General features: G+C 74.9%; 16 protein-coding genes. 7 read left to right on the top strand and 9 right to left on the bottom strand.

From position 1 onward, the window contains the following. Positions 1 to 81 precede the first annotated feature (81 nt). Entirely contained in the window at positions 82 to 273 is a 192-nt protein-coding gene (locus Q8R60_09585; GenBank protein ID MDP3712723.1) for a hypothetical protein, read from the top strand. Between the two features lie 4 nt (positions 274 to 277). Here Q8R60_09585 and Q8R60_09580 read toward each other — a convergent pair whose 3' ends face one another. Continuing rightward, positions 278 to 1,129 carry a DMT family transporter gene (locus Q8R60_09580; GenBank protein MDP3712722.1) on the bottom strand — a complete coding sequence of 284 codons (852 nt, stop codon included), beginning with the start codon at positions 1,127 to 1,129 and terminating at the stop codon, positions 278 to 280. Between the two features lie 53 nt (positions 1,130 to 1,182). Between Q8R60_09580 and Q8R60_09575 the strand changes: the two genes are divergently transcribed. Next, entirely contained in the window at positions 1,183 to 1,758 is a 576-nt protein-coding gene (locus Q8R60_09575; GenBank protein ID MDP3712721.1) for a DUF3000 domain-containing protein, read from the top strand. A 90-nt stretch (positions 1,759 to 1,848) separates the two neighbouring features. Here Q8R60_09575 and Q8R60_09570 read toward each other — a convergent pair whose 3' ends face one another. The 3 genes from Q8R60_09570 to Q8R60_09560 are packed head-to-tail and all read right to left on the bottom strand — an operon-like array spanning position 1,849 to position 5,833. After that, positions 1,849 to 2,985, bottom strand: a complete 1,137-nt coding sequence (locus Q8R60_09570) for an ATP-binding protein (GenBank protein ID MDP3712720.1) — start codon at positions 2,983 to 2,985, stop codon at positions 1,849 to 1,851. Between the two features lie 8 nt (positions 2,986 to 2,993). Continuing rightward, complete coding sequence (locus Q8R60_09565) at positions 2,994 to 4,406, bottom strand: hypothetical protein (GenBank protein MDP3712719.1); 1,413 nt, start codon at positions 4,404 to 4,406, stop codon at positions 2,994 to 2,996. Beyond that, positions 4,403 to 5,833: a S8 family serine peptidase gene (locus Q8R60_09560; protein MDP3712718.1), complete on the bottom strand. Its 1,431-nt coding sequence runs from the start codon at positions 5,831 to 5,833 to the stop codon at positions 4,403 to 4,405. The genes Q8R60_09565 and Q8R60_09560 overlap by 4 nt, the downstream gene beginning before the upstream one ends. 310 nt (positions 5,834 to 6,143) lie before the next feature. Here Q8R60_09560 and Q8R60_09555 point away from each other — a divergent pair, with 310 nt between their 5' ends. From Q8R60_09555 to Q8R60_09540, 4 genes are all read left to right on the top strand, one after another. Further along, positions 6,144 to 6,818, top strand: coding sequence for a response regulator transcription factor (locus Q8R60_09555; GenBank protein ID MDP3712717.1), 675 nt, complete (start codon positions 6,144 to 6,146; stop codon positions 6,816 to 6,818). 123 nt (positions 6,819 to 6,941) lie between these two features. Continuing rightward, positions 6,942 to 8,270, top strand: coding sequence for a ribonuclease D (locus tag Q8R60_09550; GenBank protein MDP3712716.1), 1,329 nt, complete (start codon positions 6,942 to 6,944; stop codon positions 8,268 to 8,270). Between the two features lie 7 nt (positions 8,271 to 8,277). After that, positions 8,278 to 8,796, top strand: a complete 519-nt coding sequence (locus Q8R60_09545) for a GNAT family N-acetyltransferase (GenBank protein ID MDP3712715.1) — start codon at positions 8,278 to 8,280, stop codon at positions 8,794 to 8,796. A gap of 222 nt (positions 8,797 to 9,018) precedes the next feature. Beyond that, positions 9,019 to 9,222, top strand: a complete 204-nt coding sequence (locus tag Q8R60_09540; GenBank protein MDP3712714.1) for a cold-shock protein — start codon at positions 9,019 to 9,021, stop codon at positions 9,220 to 9,222. A 69-nt stretch (positions 9,223 to 9,291) separates the two neighbouring features. On the opposite strand, the gene Q8R60_09535 is transcribed toward Q8R60_09540, so the two are convergent. The 4 genes from Q8R60_09535 to Q8R60_09520 all read right to left on the bottom strand — a co-directional run bounded on the left by Q8R60_09535 (position 9,292) and on the right by Q8R60_09520 (position 14,162). After that, complete coding sequence (locus tag Q8R60_09535; GenBank protein MDP3712713.1) at positions 9,292 to 11,574, bottom strand: arylsulfatase; 2,283 nt, start codon at positions 11,572 to 11,574, stop codon at positions 9,292 to 9,294. A gap of 58 nt (positions 11,575 to 11,632) precedes the next feature. Next, entirely contained in the window at positions 11,633 to 12,067 is a 435-nt protein-coding gene (locus Q8R60_09530) for a VOC family protein (GenBank protein ID MDP3712712.1), read from the bottom strand. 290 nt (positions 12,068 to 12,357) lie between these two features. Then, the gene (locus tag Q8R60_09525) at positions 12,358 to 13,503 is read right to left on the bottom strand and encodes a HAMP domain-containing sensor histidine kinase (GenBank protein MDP3712711.1); all 1,146 of its coding nucleotides are present in this window, start codon (positions 13,501 to 13,503) and stop codon (positions 12,358 to 12,360) included. Then, the gene (locus Q8R60_09520; GenBank protein ID MDP3712710.1) at positions 13,500 to 14,162 is read right to left on the bottom strand and encodes a response regulator transcription factor; all 663 of its coding nucleotides are present in this window, start codon (positions 14,160 to 14,162) and stop codon (positions 13,500 to 13,502) included. Before Q8R60_09520 ends, Q8R60_09525 begins: the two co-directional genes overlap by 4 nt. A 90-nt stretch (positions 14,163 to 14,252) precedes the next feature. Here Q8R60_09520 and Q8R60_09515 point away from each other — a divergent pair, with 90 nt between their 5' ends. Then, entirely contained in the window at positions 14,253 to 15,095 is an 843-nt protein-coding gene (locus tag Q8R60_09515) for a hypothetical protein (GenBank protein ID MDP3712709.1), read from the top strand. A 1-nt stretch (position 15,096) separates the two neighbouring features. Here the strand turns inward: Q8R60_09515 and dxs are convergent, their stop codons facing one another. Continuing rightward, positions 15,097 to 17,019: a 1-deoxy-D-xylulose-5-phosphate synthase gene (gene dxs, locus Q8R60_09510; protein ID MDP3712708.1), complete on the bottom strand. Its 1,923-nt coding sequence runs from the start codon at positions 17,017 to 17,019 to the stop codon at positions 15,097 to 15,099. Positions 17,020 to 17,094 lie beyond the last annotated feature (75 nt).

Genomic DNA, 17,094 nt, shown 5'->3' with positions numbered 1-17,094 from the left:
ACGGCGCGCCTGACCGGCTTTGTCGGAGGTCGGTGCGACGGTGGTGACCGCGGGCCGGACGGCCCGTGGGACAGGAGGTGAGTGACCGTGCTGAAGTTCCGCTGGTGCGCGGGTTGCGAGACCGACACGCCCTTCGAGGCGCCGCCGTGCGAGGACGGTCACGGTCTCGACTGCCTCGACCTCGCCTGCGTGGAGTGCGGCCTCGCGCTCGTCGCCGGGGTCCTGCTCGAGACGACGTCCGTCACCCGCCACGCCGTCCGTCGCAGCGCCTGACGGATCAGCCCGCGGCGAGCAGGACCACCCCGGCCAGTGCGAGGGCCGTCCCCCCGACCTGGATCGGCCGCAGGCGCTCGCCGTCGAAGCGGTAGGCCAGCAGGGCGGTCATGACCGGGTAGAGCGAGGCGAGCACGGCCGTGACGCTGACCAGCGAGGACTGGCTCGCGACGGCGTAGGCACCGTTGGCCGCGACGTCACCGATGCCGATCGCGACGAGCAGCCCGAGGTCGCCCCGGCGCACCCCGAGCTCCCAGGTCCGGCGGCGCGACAGCACCAGCGCGACGAGCAGGACGGTGAGCAGCAGCACCACGGTGAGCCGCATCGTGAGCAGCACCATGACGACCGAGCCGCCGTCCTCGGAGCCCTGCGCGACGAGCAGCAGCACGACACCGAAGCCGACCGCCGCGAGCGCGGCGAGCAGGAGGGGTTCGAGGCCCGCCTTGCAGGAGAGCTCCGGGCCGCTCGCGAGGACCACGCCCGCGACGGCGACCAGGATGCCCGCGATCTGGAGCGTGCTCGGGCGCTCGCCGTCGAGCAGGCCGGCGACGACGGGGACGACCACGCCGAGGGCCGCGATGGGGGCGACGACGCCCATCGTGCCGACGGCCAGCGCACGGTAGAACGCCCCGAGCGCGACGACGCCGACGAGCCCGGCACCGATGGCGGGCGCGGCGTAGGACCGCTCCGCGGTGAGCTCACCGGTCACGACGGCGAGCGGCACCAGACCGAGCAACGCGACGAGCTGGGCGAGCCCGAGGACGCTCGGGATGGGCAGCCGGCGGCTGGCCGCGCCGCCGAGGTAGTCGCTGGTGCCCCACAGGAGGCTGGAGAGCAGAGCGAGGGCAGCCGACACGCGGCGAAGCCTAGGTGCGTGCCGTGATCGCGACGGCGACCTACGCTTCCAGGGTGGCACTCCCCGTCGAGCCGGTCGACCCCTTCGCGGGGCTGCGTGACGGCGTCTTCGGCGCGATCCCCGACGCGACGCGCCCGGGCCTGGTCATCACCGAGGTGCCCGCCCCCCGCAAGCTCGCTCCGCACGCCCTGGCGCTGTCTGCCGAGGTCACCCGCGACGGCGAGGAGGTCGCGAGCGGCCGCTTCGTCGTGCTGCACGACCCGGCGGGCCAGGAGGGCTGGCGGGGCGACACCCGCGTCGTGGCCTTCGTCTCCGCCGACGTCGACGCCGAGATGGCCGCGGACCCTGCCCTCGCGGGCGTCGGGTGGCAGTGGCTCGAGGAGGCTCTCGTCGAGCGCGGCGCGGCCCACACCGCCGCCGGCGGCACCGTGACCCGCACCTCGTCGCGCCGCTTCGGCCAGCTCGAGGAGCCCGACGAGACCAACGAGGTCGAGGTCCGCGCCTCGTGGACCGCGGTCGCCGGGCCATCCGGCGCGGTCGAGCTGGGCCGCCACCTGCGGGCGTGGTGCGACCTGCTCAGCTCCACGGCCGGCCTCCCGCCGGTCGGCGTCACCGCACTGCGCCGCTAGCCGCGCTCTCGTGATCACCGCGCGGAACCGCGCGGTACCGCCCCACGGGTACCGAGCGGAACCGCGCGCTGATCACGGACTGGCCGAGCGCTAGAGACGCACCCGGTTGCGCCGGTCGACCGGCTCGGCCTGCGTCGGCACCGGCACCGCGAGCTCCGGCGGGGCGACCGCCGACGACGGGCGCGGCAGCCGCAGCGTCAACGTCGTACCCGCCCCGGGCGCCGCGTCGACCTCGAGGCTCCCGCCCGAGAGCCGGGCCCGCTCGCGCAGCAGACCCAGACCGACGTGACGCCCGCGGTCCGGGCGCACCGAGGCCGGGTCGAAGCCCGGCCCCTCGTCGCGCACCGACGCCACGACGCAGTCCTCGTCGACGACGAGCGACACAGCGGCGTCGTCGACGTCGGCGTGCTTGACGACGTTGAGCAGCGCCTCCTGGAAGAAGCGGTAGACCGTCACGGCACTGGCCAGGGGCAAGGGGTACGCCGACTCCGGCCACGTGACCGCGACCTGTAGGCCGTAGCGCGCCTCCATGTCCAGGCGCAGGCCGCCGACCGCCGAGGCGAGGTCGCCCTCGCGCAGCGCCGGCGGGCGGGTGCGCGCCATGACAGCGCGGACCTGCTCCTCGGCGTCCTCGACGTAGTCGGTCAGCTTGGCGATCTCGTGGGGCTCGGTCGGCTTCCCTGCGAGCAGCCCGCGCGCGATCATCAGCGACTGGGCCACGGTGTCGTGGAGTTCCGCGGCGAGCTGCCCGCGGGCGCCCTCCTCCGCGGCGACCAGGCCGGACAGCAGCTCGAAGACGCCCGCCCCGGCGGTCTCGGCGTCGCGGCGGTGACGCTCCCCGAGGTCGTCCGCGACACGCACCCGCAGGTGCAGCGCGTCGAGCACCCGGGCCAGCTCCGCGAGCTCGGTGGAGGCCCGCGCCGCGAGCCGGCGCGAACCGGGACGGCCCACGGGGGCGCTCGGGTCGGTGAGTCGCTCGACAGCGTCGGAGTGCAGCCCCCGCAGCCCGGCGGCGACGCGGGACGCGCCGACGACGGCCGTGAGCGCGAGCAGGAGACCCGCGCTGGCCCCGAGCCCGAGCGCCTCGGCGGCGGTGGCGTCGAGGGCGCCGCGCGCCCGCAGGAACGCGGCCGTGATGCCGACGACCGTGACGACCGCACCACCGCACAGCAGACCCGCCCACACCGCAAGGGGCAGGCCGCTCTGGCGCGACGGTCGCGAGGTCATGTCCCGGCCTACCGCAGCACGCCGGTCGTGGTCCAGTCCGTCGCGGGGCGGACCGGCGGGGGCAGCGCCGTGTCGGACGCGCCCCCGAGCAGGTCGGGCTCGGCGGCCAGGGCGATCGCGCCGAGGAGCGAGGCCACCGCCCGCTCGACGAGGTGGAGCTCCTCGACGATGTCGTCGACCCCGCCGGAGGACTCCGCGAGGCGGGCCAGCCGGTCGGCGGACTCGCGCAGGACGGTGAGGGCGGGGGCGGTCGCGGCCCCGAGGTCACCCAGGGCGCGGGCGGAGTCACCGGCTGCCTCGACCTGCTCCTCGACGAGGCGCTGGCGGGTGGACAGCTCCGCGACAGACAGCCACGCCTCGGCCTGTCCGACGAGGACCTGGGCGAGTCGCACCTCGCGACGACCGAAGCCGGCGGCACCGCGCGGCCGACAGGCGCGCAGCACGGCGAGCGGGGAGTCCGCCTGGCCGAGCACGGCGGACACGAACGGCCTGCCGTCGTCGCTGCCCGAGGCGACCCCGCGCTCGCCGAGGGCACGCAGGACCCAGGGCTCGTCGAAGGCGTCGGCGACGACCCGTCTGCGTTGCGTGACCCCGGTCTCGTCACCGGCGTAGCGGACCGGCCCGTCGGCGGCGAGCAGCACCATCTCGACGTCGGCACCGCCGAGCAGCCGGGCGGCCGCGGTGACGACGACCTGGGCGGAGACGTCGGCGGAGCGGCCGGTGGCCTGCTCCTGCCCACGGGCGAGCTCGGCGAACAGCCCGGCCTCCGCGCTGCGCCGGGTCTGCTGGTCGTAGGAGGTCCACAGCAGCGCCAGCGGCACGAGCAGGCCGAGCAGCCCGAGCGGCGCCTCCATGGCGAGGAAGGCCGCCAGCAGCCCGATCGAGGAGTTGCCGGCGGTGTGCACGAGCGACATGGGTGCCGACGACAGCAGCAGCCCTACGACGCTGCGCCTGCTGGTGAGGGCGACCGCGAGCGCCACGAGGCCGTGGTTGAGCAGCCAGAAGGCCACCATCCCGAGCGACGCGCCGTAGATGCCCCCGCCGAGCGCACTGGCGACCGCCGACCCCGCAGAGGTGGCGACCGCGAAGGTCGCGGAGTTGAAGACGAGCTTGAGCCGGGGCTGCTGGCGCAGCGCCTGCGCGGCGGCGACGCCGACGACGGCAGCCACCACGGTCCATGCGCCGGTGCTGACGACCCAGGCGACACCGATCGCCGCTTCGGTCAGTGAGAACTGCCAGCGCTGCCGCCCGAAGGTGAGGTAGACGACGGCGCTCTCCGACATCGCGACCGCGACGGCCAGAGCGGGAACCGCCCACCACGTGACGTCGCCCCAGCCGAGCATCGGCGCCACGACGGCAGCCACCGCCAGGCAGCCCGCGGCGACTGCGCGGAGGACGCGCAAGGGGTCCTTCGCCGTCATGAGGCGTCGCTGTCGTCGGCGGGACGGAAGCGACCCGTGGCCCAGGTGCTCGCGGCCCAGGTGCTGGCCGCCCACGTGCTCGCGCGCGCCCAGGTGCTCGCGCCCCAGGAACTCGCGCCCCAGGAGCTCGCACCCCAGGTGCTGGCCTGGAAGGAGCCCTCGCCCGTCAGGTCGTCGCCGGAGCCGTCGAGCGCCTCGCCGTCGGGGCCGCTGACGAGCCGGGTCGTGGTGGAGACGAGACCGGCGCCGTCGCGACGTCCCTCGAGGTCGTCGGCCGCCGCGCGCAGCGACGCCTTGACCTGCGCCGGCGTCGCCGACGGGTGGCGCGCGAGCAGCAGCGCAGCGAGACCGCTCGTGACGGCCGTGGCCTGGCTGGTGCCGCTGCCCTTCCACAGGCCGTCGGTGCGCGTGGACGTCGAGGAGCGCGCGATGACCGAGTCAGCAGGCAGCACGCCCAGGACCCCCACCCCGCTCGCGACGACGTCCGGCTTGCGGACACCGTGGATCGTCGCAGACCCGCTGAACGACGCGACGGAGGCGCGCGTGTCCGTGAGGTCGGCGGCCCCCACCGTCAGTGCGCGCGGGAGGAAGCCGGGGTCGCCGACCTCGTCCGGGGTGTTGCCCGCGGCCACGACCACGGTGACGCCGGCGTCGCGGACCCGCTCGACCGCGTCGGTCAGCGGGTCGGCTCCGTAGGCCTCCATCGGCCTGGTGTGTGCGAAGGACAGGTTGGCGACGTCGACGCGCGACGGGTGGGCCGCGAGCCAGTCGAGGCCGGCGACGACCTTCGACAGCGAGCTCGTCCCGTCGGGGCGGGACACCCGCACGACGAGGACCTGCGCGCCCGGTGCGACGCCGGTGCGGGGGCCCTTGCCGTCCACCGAGCCGCCCGCGATGAGCGAGGCCATGAAGGTCCCGTGGCCGAAGCCGTCGGTGAAGCGGCCCTCGGTGCGGACCTCGCCGCCGTCACCGACCGCCGAGGTGTCGGCAGCGTCCACGAGCCGCCCGTCCGCCCGGCTGAGGACGGAGGAGTCGGACACGCCCGTGTCGACCACCGCGACCCGGACCCCTCGTCCGGCGTGCGGCGAGCCGGCCTGCCCGTCGAGCCCCTCGCTGGCGTAGACACCACCGCCGTCGCGGGTCGCCGCCTTGGACCCGGCCATCGTCACCGGTGCGTCGGGTGAGATCCCCCGCACCCCGGCCGAGCGGGCCAGCCGCGAGAGGGCGCCGGCGTCACCGCGGACGAGGGCGGCACCCACCGCCGGGAAGCGGTCGACGACCTCGACGCCCGCGACCACGGGCAGCGCGCCCGAGTACGACACGACCGCAGCCAGCGCGGGCCCGACCGCCACGACCTGCAGCGACGCCGCGAGGCAGCCCGCCACGGCGAGCGCGGGGACGACGGTGGGGCGGCCGGTACGGGTCAAGGGTGCCTCCGGTGCGGTGAGGGGCGCGCAGGGGCGCGACAGCCCCGAGGGGTGGGCCGTGTTGAGGGGGTCGGCATGCGCGGAGCGCTACTTCAGCACCAGCCCTCACAACCGCCCGAACGGAGCAGTGGGCGTGGCGTTGCGCCGGTCGGAGCAGCGGGCCACGAGGTTGCGCGGCGGTCGGGCTACAGCACAGTCGTCCACGCGCCGAAGCAGTTGTCGAACCGGAGCGGCACGTTCGCTCGCCGGGAAGGACGTGACTGAGGTGGAGGACGCGGTGGCAGCCGGTCTTGAGAGCGCGATCGAGAGCATCCCGGCGCAGGCCGGGAGCTCCGCTACGGCGACAGAGACGCCCGGCTTCAGCGCCATGGTCGTCGACGACCACCCGCTCGTGCGGGAGTCGATGGTCAACCGGCTGCGGATGATGGGTGCCCGTGAGGTCGTCGAGGCCGCCACGATCGGCGAGGCCCGCGCCCGCGCCAACCTCTCCGGCCCGCGTGAGCTCTGCGTGCTCGACCTCGGCCTGCCCGACGGCTCCGGCCTCGACCTGCTCGCCGACCTGCGCGCCGCCGGCTGGCAGCGCCTCGTCGTGCTGTCCGCGGCCGACGACCCCTACAGCGTGCGTGCGGCCTTCGTCGCCGGCGCCCAGGGCTACCTGCTCAAGTCCGCCTCCCCCGTCGTCGTCGCCGACGGCGTGCGCCGGGTCCTCGACGGCGGCGTCTACGCCGACCCGTCGGTCGCCTCGCTGCTCGCTGCCGGTCTGCGCGGCGGTCCGGTCGACAGCGGCGTCTCCGAGCTCTCCGGCCGCGAGGTCGAGGTCCTGCGCCTCGTCGCCGACGGCCAGAGCAACAAGCAGATCGGTGACGAGCTCGGCCTGTCCGCGCTGACCGTGAAGTCCCACCTCGCCCGGATCGCCCGCAAGCTCGGCACCGGCGACCGCGCCGAGATGGTCGCGCTCGCGATGCGCGCCGGCGTCATCCGCTAACTGGACCATTCGGGCAGCAGCGCCACCGCAACACCCCCGACGCGGGCGAAACGCCCACGGCGGTCGTCGTTTCGCCGTACTCTCTCCTGTGTGACGACGACCCTGCCGGGTCACGAAGGGGGGGTGACCGGCTCAGACGACCCCTCCGGTGCCGGTGCTCCCGATGGCACCCCCGGGAGCGCCCCCGAGCCCACCGCCCTGCTCGTCCCCCGCGAGGGGGTCCCCCCGGTCACCGAGACCGGCGCGGCCCTCGCCGAGGTCGTCGCCCGCTTCGCAGCCGGCACCGGTCCGGTCGCCGTCGACGCTGAGCGCGCGTCCGGCTACCGCTACTCCCAGCGCGCCTACCTCGTCCAGCTCCGTCGCGCCGGCAGCGGCTCGGCGCTGATCGACCCGATCGGCTGCCCCGACCTGTCGACGCTGTCCGACGTCCTGCAGGACTGCGAGTGGGTCCTGCACGCCGCGTCGCAGGACCTCGCCTGCCTCGACGAGATTGGGATGGTCCCGCCGCGGGTCTTCGACACCGAGCTCGCCGGTCGGATCGCGGGCTTCGAGCGGGTCGGCCTCGGCGCCATGGTCGAGAACGTCCTCGGCCTGCGCCTGGAGAAGGGCCACAGCGCCGCGGACTGGTCGACGCGCCCGCTGCCCGAGTCGTGGCTCGTCTACGCCGCGCTCGACGTCGAGGTGCTGCTCGAGCTGCGCGACGAGCTCGAGGCCGAGCTCGAGGAGCAGGGCAAGCTCGCCTGGGCCCACGAGGAGTTCGAGGCGGTACGACGCGCCCCCGCGCCGGGACCGCGCCAGGACCCGTGGCGCCGCACGTCAGGGATGCACAAGCTGCGCAGCCGCCGCCAGCTCGCGGGGGTGCGCGCGATGTGGGAGGTCCGCGACGCGATGGCCCGCCGCCGCGACGTCGCCCCCGGTCGCGTGCTGCCCGACTCGGCGATCGTCGCGGCCGTCGCCGCGGCGCCCGCGACCTCAGCCGACCTGCTCGAGGTCCCCGTCTTCGGCGGCCGCTCGACCCGCCGCCACGTCGACACGTGGTTCGCCGCGCTGCGGTCGGCCACGCAGCTCCCTGAGAGCGAGCTGCCGCTGCCGGTGCCGACCGGCGACGGACCGCCGCCGCCCAACCGCTGGGCCGAGCGCGACCCGGTCGCCGCCCGTCGGCTCGCCGCCGCCCGCGCCGCCAACGCCACCCTGACCGAGCAGCACCGCATCCCGGCCGAGAACCTCGCGCAGCCCGACGCGGTCCGCCGGCTCGCCTGGCAGCCCCCGGCCGACGTGACGCCAGCATCGGTCGCCGCCGCGCTCACCGCCTCCGGCGCCCGGGCCTGGCAGGTCGCGCTGGTCGCCGGCCCGCTCGCCGACGCGCTGCTCCCACCGCCCGCAGCCAGTCCCACCCCTGCCACCGACGACACCGACGCCGACGCCACCGACACCGAGCGCCCGGCGCCGTGACGCAGGCGTGAGCCTGCCGGTCCTGTCCAGCGAGCGGGTCTCGCTCGTGCCCGTCAGCCACGCCGTCGCGTACGCCGTGCTGGCCGGCCAGGGCCTCGACGCCGCGCTCGCTCCCCTGACGGCGGCGCCGGACTGGCCGCACGCCGACACCCCCGACGCGCTGCGACCCCTGGCCGAGTACGGCGCTCCCGGTGACGACGGCGGTTGGCTCGTCGTGCTCGGGAGCCCGCGGGACGGGACGGTCGTCGGTGACTGCGGCTGGCTCGGCGGGCCGGCACCCGGCGGTGACGTGGAGATCGGCTACGGGCTCGCCCCGTCGGCCCGCGGTCAGGGCCTCGGCACGGAGGCCGTCGCGGTGCTGTGCACCTGGGCCGCGGCCCAGCCCGGGGTCACCCGGCTCACCGCCGACGTCCTGCCCGGCAACGAGGCGTCCCTACGGCTGCTCCGCCGCCTCGGTTTCGCGCAGGCGGCTGCGGACGAAGCGGCTGCCTCTTACGCAGGGCCGTACCTCCGGATGGTCCGATGACCCGGCTCGCGGCACCTGGCGCGGGCGCCACCTTCACGGCTGTGCTGAGGGCCGAATCACGTGCGGATCGCAACGCGCCGCATTGACTGTGTACGGATCGCCCCTCTGACGGGTAGCCTGTGCGCAGTTGCTTGCACTCTCGCTCGTCCTGGACGCCGCGTTAGCTGTTAGTGGCACCAGGCTCCGCGACCGCGGAGCTGCACCAGGTATGAGGAGATCAGCATGGCTCAGGGCACCGTCAAGTGGTTCAACGCCGAGAAGGGCTTCGGGTTCATCGCCCAGGACGGCGGCGGCGCCGACGTCTTCTGCCACTTCAGCGCTATCCAGGGTGACGGCTACAAGTCGCTCGACGAGAACCAGCGCGTGGAGTTCGACATCACCCAGGGCCAGAAGGGCCCGCAGGCGGAGAACGTCCGCGCGATCTAGTCAGACCGCGCAACCGAAGGGCCCCGGCGTTCGCGCCGGGGCCCTTCTGCGTGCCTGCCTACTCGGTGCTCACTCGAAGCGGGCGCCGAGGTCGCGCAGCATCGGCAGCATGGCGACCGGCGAGTCGGGGGCGTGCGCGCCCGGCTCGTAGGTGACGGCGCGCAGCCGGCCGCTGAACGGGAAGGGCCCGTGCGCCTGGGACAGCTCCCACGACACCGGTGACCGGCGGTCGATGCCGACGTCGATGCCCTCGAAGGGCGCCATCGGGTAGAGCAGCGGCAGGCCGTCGGCACTGCCCCGCTCCTCGCCGTCGACGACGAGCGCGACCGACCAGGTCCCGCCGCCGGGCGCGGTGAAGCGGGCCTCGCAGACCTCACCGGGAGCGCCGCCCTCGACGACCCGCAACCGGCCGCGACCGTCGTTGTGGGCCAGCCGCAGCACACCGTCGAGGACGTAGAGGACGTAGCCGCCGCCCTGGTCGCCGTGGGCGACGAGCACCCCCTCCCCCGGCTCGTCGACCTCGACGGTGACGGTGAACGCGCGGTTGGCGATGAGCTGCTGCGACCGCCAGCGCTCCAGCGTCGGCGTGCCCGGCAGCAGTCGGACCGGCTCGGAGAAGACCGCGGACCGCTCCGGGCGCTGCAGGAACTTCACGCCGGAGCCCTCGTCGAGCGGGTAGACCTGCCCGGCCCGCGCCCCCGCCTCCCACGCGTCGATGAGCTCCTGCCGCCGCTCGGGGTGCTCGGCCGAGAGGTCGCGCAGCTCGGTGGGGTCGGTGGTGAGGTCGTAGAGCTCCCACTCGTCGTCGGTGAAGGCGGTGAGCGGACGGTGGCGGGTGACGACCTCCCAGCCGTCGCGGTAGTAGCCGCGGTGGCCGACCATCTCGAACAGCTGCTCGGGGTGGGTCGACGCCGTCGACGCGGACGCGATCACCGGGGCGAACGACGTCCCGGTGGGAGGCCGGAGCGTCGTACCTCCCCGCTCCTGCGGTGGGGTGACGCCGAGCAGCTCGAGGACGGTCGGCAGGACGTCGGTGACGTGCTGCCACTGCCGGCGGATCCCGCCGGGGTCCGGGGCACCCGGGGCCTTGAGGACCATCGGGACCGAGTGCCCACCGGCGTGGGTGTTGATCTTGTAGAGCCGGAACGGGGTGCCCGAGGCCATCGCCCAGCCGCGCGGGTAGTGCGGCGTCGTCGTCGGCCCGCCGATCTCGTCGAAGCGGGCGAGGTCCGCGGCGAGGTCGGTCGTCCCCAGCAGGTGCTGGTAGTAGGCGGTCGTGCCCTCGGCCTCGCCCTCGCGCGAGGCGCCGTTGTCGGAGGTGAACAGCACGACCGTGTCGTCCCACTCCCCCAGGTCCTCCAGGGCCTGGCGGAGCCGGCCGAACTGCTGGTCGACCCGGTCGACCATCGCGGCGTAGACGGCCATGTAGCGGGCGTAGAGCCGCTGCAGCTCGGGCGCGAGGTCGTCCCAGGGCGGCACGTCGTCGCCGCGCTCGGGGTTGCGGGGCGCGAGCTGGGTGTGCGGCTCGACGACACCGAGCTCGCGCTGGCGGGCGAAGCGCTCCTCGCGCAGCTGGTCCCAGCCGCTGCCGTAGCGGTCGGCGTAGCGGGCGATGTCCTCGGCGACGGCGTGCAGCGGCGCGTGCACGGCGCCGTGGGCGAGGTAGAGGAAGAAGGGCTTGCCCGGGTCGCTCGCCTTGGCGGCCTTGACCATCGCGATCGCCTGGTCGGTGAGGTCGTCGGTGAGGTGGTAGCCCTCGGGGTACGCGTCGACCTCCACGGGGCTGTTGTCGCGGACCAGCCGATGCGGGTGGTGCAGGTTGGTGAAGCCGTCGAGGAAGCCGTAGAAGCGGTCGAAGCCGCGCTGGCACGGCCAGGAGTGGCGTGGCCCCGCGTCGCCGCAGTCGCTGTCCTTCGCGAGGTGCCACTTGCCGGCCATGAGCGTCGACCACCCCGCGTCGCGCAGCACCTCCGCGAGGGTCGCGACGTCACCGGCGAGCTCCATCGCGTAGCCCGGGAAGCCGCTGTCGGAGTGCGCGACGTGGCCGACCCCGACGCTGTGCGGGTCGCGCCCGGTGAGCAGCGCGGCGCGGGTCGGCGAGCACATCGGCGTGACGTGGAAACCGGTGAACCGCAGCCCCTCCGCCGCCAACCGGTCGAGGTGCGGCGTCGCGATCTCCGAGCCGTAGCAGCCGAGGTCGGCGAAGCCGAGGTCGTCGGCGAGCACGACCACGACGTTGGTGGCACCAGGGGTACGCCGGGGGCGCGGCCGCTCCGGCCAGTGCGGCCGACTGCCCGCCACCGTCCTGCCGACCACCGGTCCCGACGGCTCCCCTGCGGTCTGCTCGCTCATGGGCGCGGACGCTATCCGGAGCCCGGTCCCACGTCAGGATGCGTCCCGGTGAGTGCCGCTAGGCGGGGCCGATCGTCACCCTCCCGTCGGGGGCGGTGACGAGGCCCGCGTTGTGGGCGATCTCCCAGCGGATGCCGTCCGGGTCGGCGCAGAACGCGTAGTAGCCGCCCCAGGCCGCCCGCCGGGGCTCGACGAGGACGGTCGCGCCCGCGTCCCGGAACCGCTCGGTGAGGGCCAGCACCTCGTCGTCGCTGCCGACGTTGCAGGCCGGCACGACGTTGCCCGGACCCGTCGACGGGCCGCTCCCGCTGTCGCGGTCCTGGTCGGCCGCGGAGTAGAGGGACAGCACAAGGCCGTGGCCGACCTGCAGGAAGCAGACCTCACCGGGTACGTCGAGCACCACCGGCCAACCGAGGCCATCGGCGTAGAAGCCGCGGCTGCGGGCGACGTCGCTGACCCCGAGCGTGACGACGGTGACGATCTGCTGCACCACGCGGCCGATGCTAGGGCTAGCGGTGAGAGGCGCCGCGGGCCTCGACGAGGCCCGCGGCCGCTCATCCCCCCGTGACCTGCTGCGCACCCCCCTCAGAGCGCGCAGACGGTCCGGGGGTGGGTGACCAGCGACCCCCCTCGGATCACCAGCCACCCACCGACTCGGGGACGACGCGAGCGCCGCCCTCACCGGTGACTCTTCGCGATCGCCGCGGTGGCCGCAGTCGATTCGGCCAAGTCGTGCGCAAGATGACCCGGAGTGACTACGGGGGGCCGTAACAGGGGGGCGGATCAGGGGGCAGGATCGGCGGCAGCGGGCAGGTCAGCGGTGACGACGAGACCCCCGCCGGGCCGCGCCTCGGCGTGCACGCTGCCTCCGTGGACGGTGGCGACCGCCCGCACGATGGCGAGGCCAAGGCCGGCCCCGCGGCGGGCTGTGCGGGCCGTGCCGTGGCGGCGGAAGGGCTCGAACAGCGCCTCGACCTGGTCCGACGGCACGTCAGCGCCGGTGCTCGCGACCTGCAGGCGCGCCCGACCGTCGACGGTGCCGGTGTCGACCCGGACCCACCCACCGGGCAGGTTGTGGCGCACGGCGTTCTCGACGAGGTTGCCCGCCAGCCGCTCGAGCAGGCCGGCGTCGCCGCGGACCGCCGCGGGGGCGAGGGACACCGCGACCTGCAGGCCCTTCGCCTTGACCTCGACCGCGACCGCGGCGAGGGCCGCGTCGCACACGGCCGGCAGGTCGACGACCTCGGTGACCGGCAGGCCGTCGACCGACAGCCGGTCGGAGCGGGCCAGCAGCAGCAGGCTCTCGAGCAGCCGGTCCGCGCGCTCGGTGGCGTCGCGGACCACGAGCGCCGCGGCCCGCAGGTCGGCCTTCGTGGCCGCCGGGTCGGCCAGCGCCACGTCGACCTCCGTGCGCATGACGGCGAGCGGGGTGCGCAGCTCGTGGGAGGCGTCGGCGACGAAGCGGCGCTGCGCCTCGAAGGCCTTCTCGAGGCGCTCGAGCATCGCGTCGAAGGTGTCTGCCAGCTCCTTCAGCTCGTCGTCGGGACCACCGAGCCCGATGCGGGCGTCGAGCTGCTCGGCCGACAGCCGGCGGGCGGTCGAGGTGATCTGCTGCAGCGGCGTGAGCACCCGGCCGGCGAGGTAGTAGGCGACCCCGACGCCCGCGAGCCCGATGAGGGCGAGCAGCAGCAGGCCCTGGCGCAACAGCCGCTCCAGGGTGTCCTGGCGCAGGAGGTCCTGGTACTGCCCGAGGGTCAGCGAACGGCCGTCTGCCAGCGGCACGATCAGCCGCGGGTCCGAGACCTTCGCCCCCGACAGCGCCCGGTCCACGAGCAGCAGCGCGAGCAGCAGCAGCACAACCCCGACCGCGACGGCCACCGCGCCGTAGACGATCGTCAGCCGCCAGCGCAGCGTCGTACGACTGGTCATGCTCCGACCTTGTAGCCGGAGCCGACGACGGTGGTGATGACCGGCGGGTCCCCGAGCTTCTTGCGCAGGGTCATGACCGTCACCCGCACCGTGGTGGTGAAGGGGTCGGCGTGCTCGTCCCAGACCCGCTCGAGCAGCTCCTCGCTGGACACGACCGCGCCGTCGGCGCGCAGCAGCTCCTCGAGCACCCCGAGCTCCTTGCGGGTCAGCTCGAGGTCGACGCCGTCGCGGGTCGCGGTGCGCTTGGCCGGGTCGACCACGATCCCGCCCGGACCGATGAGGACGGGCGGTGCGGGCGGGGTCGCCCGGCGCCCCAGCGCACGCACCCGGGCGACGAGCTCCTCGAAGGCGAACGGCTTGCCGAGGTAGTCGTCGGCGCCGAGCTCGAGCCCTCCGACCCGGTCGCGCACCCCCGTCGCGGCCGTGAGCATGAGCACCCGGGTGAGCGCCCCCTCCGCGACGAGGGCCCGCAGGAGGTCGTCGCCGGACCTCGAGGGCAGGTCCCGGTCGAGCACGAGGACGTCGTACCTCGTCATGAGGGCCTTCTCCAGCCCGTCGTCTCCGTCGTAGGAGACGTCGACGGCCATCCCCTCGCGACGCAGCCCCCGGGCGACCGCGTCAGCGAGCGGCTGCTCGTCCTCCACCACCAGAACACGCACGGGACCGACGCTAGTGGAGCAGCCGTGAAGCCCCCGTGAGTCACCCGTCTGCCAGGTGCCAGGTGTGTGCTTCGCGGGTAGCGTCAACGCATGCAGGCACCCAGCCCCGTCGAGCTGCGCCGCGGCGTGCTCGCGGTGAGCGTCCTGCACGACCTCGACATCGAGCCGGCCAAGCTCGGCGTGACGCTGCCCGGCTCCCCCACCGTGTGGGTGCCCTGGGGCGAGTGCCGTCGCGCGCTCGCAGGGCACGACCCGGAGCACATCACCGGCAGGACCCGCCTGGCCGCCTGGCTGCTGGCTCGGCGCTGGGCCGCTGACCGGGGTGCGGACGCCGTGCGCGAGCGGCTCCGGCCCGTCGGCCTGCCCCTGGAGCACGTGCTGCACCCCGGCCTCGACTGGGTGCGCGACCGGGTGCTCGGCGACGCGCTGGACCTCGGACTCGGGGCGGTGGACCTCGACCCGGCCGACCCGGACCGCGTGGTGCTGCTGCCGGTGCCGGTCCTCGACGCGCTCGGCCTCGACCCCTCCCACGAGTGGGACCGCGCCCGCCAGATCCTCGAGGACCTCGGCGGCCTCGCGGCCGAGCGGGTGCGGCTCGATGCGAAGGGGCAGCTCAAGCCCTTCGGGGACTGCGACGTCGTGACGTTGCTCGGCGCGCGCTCGCTGCGCGCCGCCCTCGCTGCCGACGCGGGCGGGCTCGGGGCCGCCGTCGTGCCGATGCGACGACGCGGGTGGACCCGTCTGGCCCTCATCGACCCGGCCTTCGGGGCCGCGGCGGCGGCGGCCACCCCTGTCGAGGACCGCGGCTTCCCGCGACCGCTGCTCATCACCGCCGACGAGCTCGCTCTGGTGCCCGAGGGCGGCACCGCTGACGTCGTGCTGCGCGACCCCGCGGCCGACGCCCCCTGGGTGAGGGACGTGCTCTACCGGTAGGTCAGCGCTGGTCGGCGTCGTCGAGGGACGACCGGACCTCCGCGGACTCCGGCTCGAGGCGCGCCATCGTCTCGACGACGGTGCGTGCGACGTCCTGCGCGGTGAGCCCGATCTCGACGAGCACCTCCGCCCGGGTGCCGTGGTCGAGGAAGCGCCGCGGGATGCCGACCTGGCGGGTGGGGACGTCGACGCCGGCATCAGACAGGGCTTGGGCGACCTGGGTGCCGACGCCGCCGACCCGGCCGCCGTCCTCGACGGTGACGACGAGGCGGTGCGCGGCGGCCAGCGCGACGAGCTCGGGGGGCACGGGGGCCACCCAACGCGGGTCGACCACGGTGACGCCGATGCCCTGGTCGGCGCAGCGGTCCGCGACGTCGAGCGCCATCCGGGCGGTGGCGCCGACCGCGACGATCAGGACGTCACCGGCGGGGGCGGCCTGGCGCAGGACGTCGACGGTGCCCCGGCGCTCCAGCGCCTGGATGTCGTCACCGACGGCGCCCTTGGGGAAGCGCAGGGCCGTTGGGCCGTCAGAGACCGCGACGGCCTCGCGCAGCGCCTCGCGCAGGGTCGCGCCGTCACGCGGCGCGGCGATGCGCAGACCGGGAACGACCTGCAGGATCGAGAGGTCCCACATGCCGTTGTGGGATGCCCCGTCGTCGCCGGTGATGCCGGCGCGGTCCAGGACCAGGGTGACGGGCAGGGAGTGCAGCGCGACGTCCATGAGCGCCTGGTCGAAGGCCCGGTTGAGGAAGGTCGCGTAGATGCAGACCAGCGGGTGCATGCCGCCCATCGCCAGCCCGGCCGCGGAGGTGACCGCGTGCTGCTCGGCGATGCCGACGTCGAAGGTGCGGTCGGGGTAGGCCTGCGAGAAGGCGTGCAGCCCCACCGGCTGGAGCATGGCGGCGGTCAGCGCGACGACGTCGGGGCGCTCGGCCCCGATCGCGACGACCTCCTCGGAGAAGACGTTGGTCCACGACCGCGCGCCGGCGACGAGCGCCTTGCCGGTGAGCGGGTCGGTGCCGGGGCCGACGGCGTGCAGGCAGTCCGCCTCGTCGTCGACGGCCGGTTGGTAGCCGAAGCCCTTGACCGTGACCGCGTGCACGATGACCGGGCCGCCGAAGTCCTTGGCGCGCCGCAGCGCCGACTCCATCGCGGCGGTGTCGTGACCGTCGACGGGTCCGACGTACTTCAGGCCCAGGTCCTCGAAGAGCACCTGCGGCTGGAGCAGGTCCTTGAGTCCGCGCTTGAGGCCGTGCAGCGCTTCGTAGAGCGGCGGGCCGACCAGCGGTGTCTTGGCGAGCACGGTCTTGACGACGTCGAGGGCCTGCTCGTACTGCGGGGTCATCCGCAGCGACGCGAGGTGTTCGGCGAGCCCGCCGATGGTCGGTGAGTAGGAGCGGCCGTTGTCGTTGACGACGATGACGACCGGCAGGTGCCCCGACGCGATGTTGTTGAGCGCCTCCCAGCACATGCCGCCGGTGAGCGCGCCGTCGCCGACGACGGCCACGACGTGGCGCTTCTCACCCCGCAGCGCGTAGGCCTTGGACAGGCCGTCGGCGTAGGACAGCGCGGTCGAGGCGTGGCTGTTCTCGACCAGGTCGTGCTCGGACTCGGCACGCGACGGGTAGCCCGACAGCCCACCGCGGCGGCGCAGCGTGTCGAAGCGGTCGGCCCGGCCGGTGAGGATCTTGTGGACGTAGGCTTGGTGCCCCGTGTCCCAGAGGACCTTGTCGCGCGGCGAGTCGAAGACCCGGTGCAGCGCGAGCGTGGTCTCCACGACGCCGAGGCTCGGGCCGAGGTGGCCGCCGGTGCGCGAGACCGCGTCGACCATGAGGTCGCGGATCTCCGCCGCGAGCAGCGGCAGCTGGTCGGCCGGCAGGCGCTTGAGGTCAGCCGGGGAGCTCACGCCCTCGAGCAGGCTCATGCGTCCGCTCCGGTGGGGTCCTGCACGCCGTCCTCCATGGGGTCGAGCCTAGACGCGGCGGCCCGACGCGGCGCG

The organism is Mycobacteriales bacterium, assembly GCA_030697205.1.
GTDB lineage: Bacteria > Actinomycetota > Actinomycetes > Mycobacteriales > SCTD01 > JAUYQP01.
The sequence above is the reverse complement of the archived record's forward strand: the minus strand, read 5'-3'. Positions and strand labels throughout refer to the sequence as shown.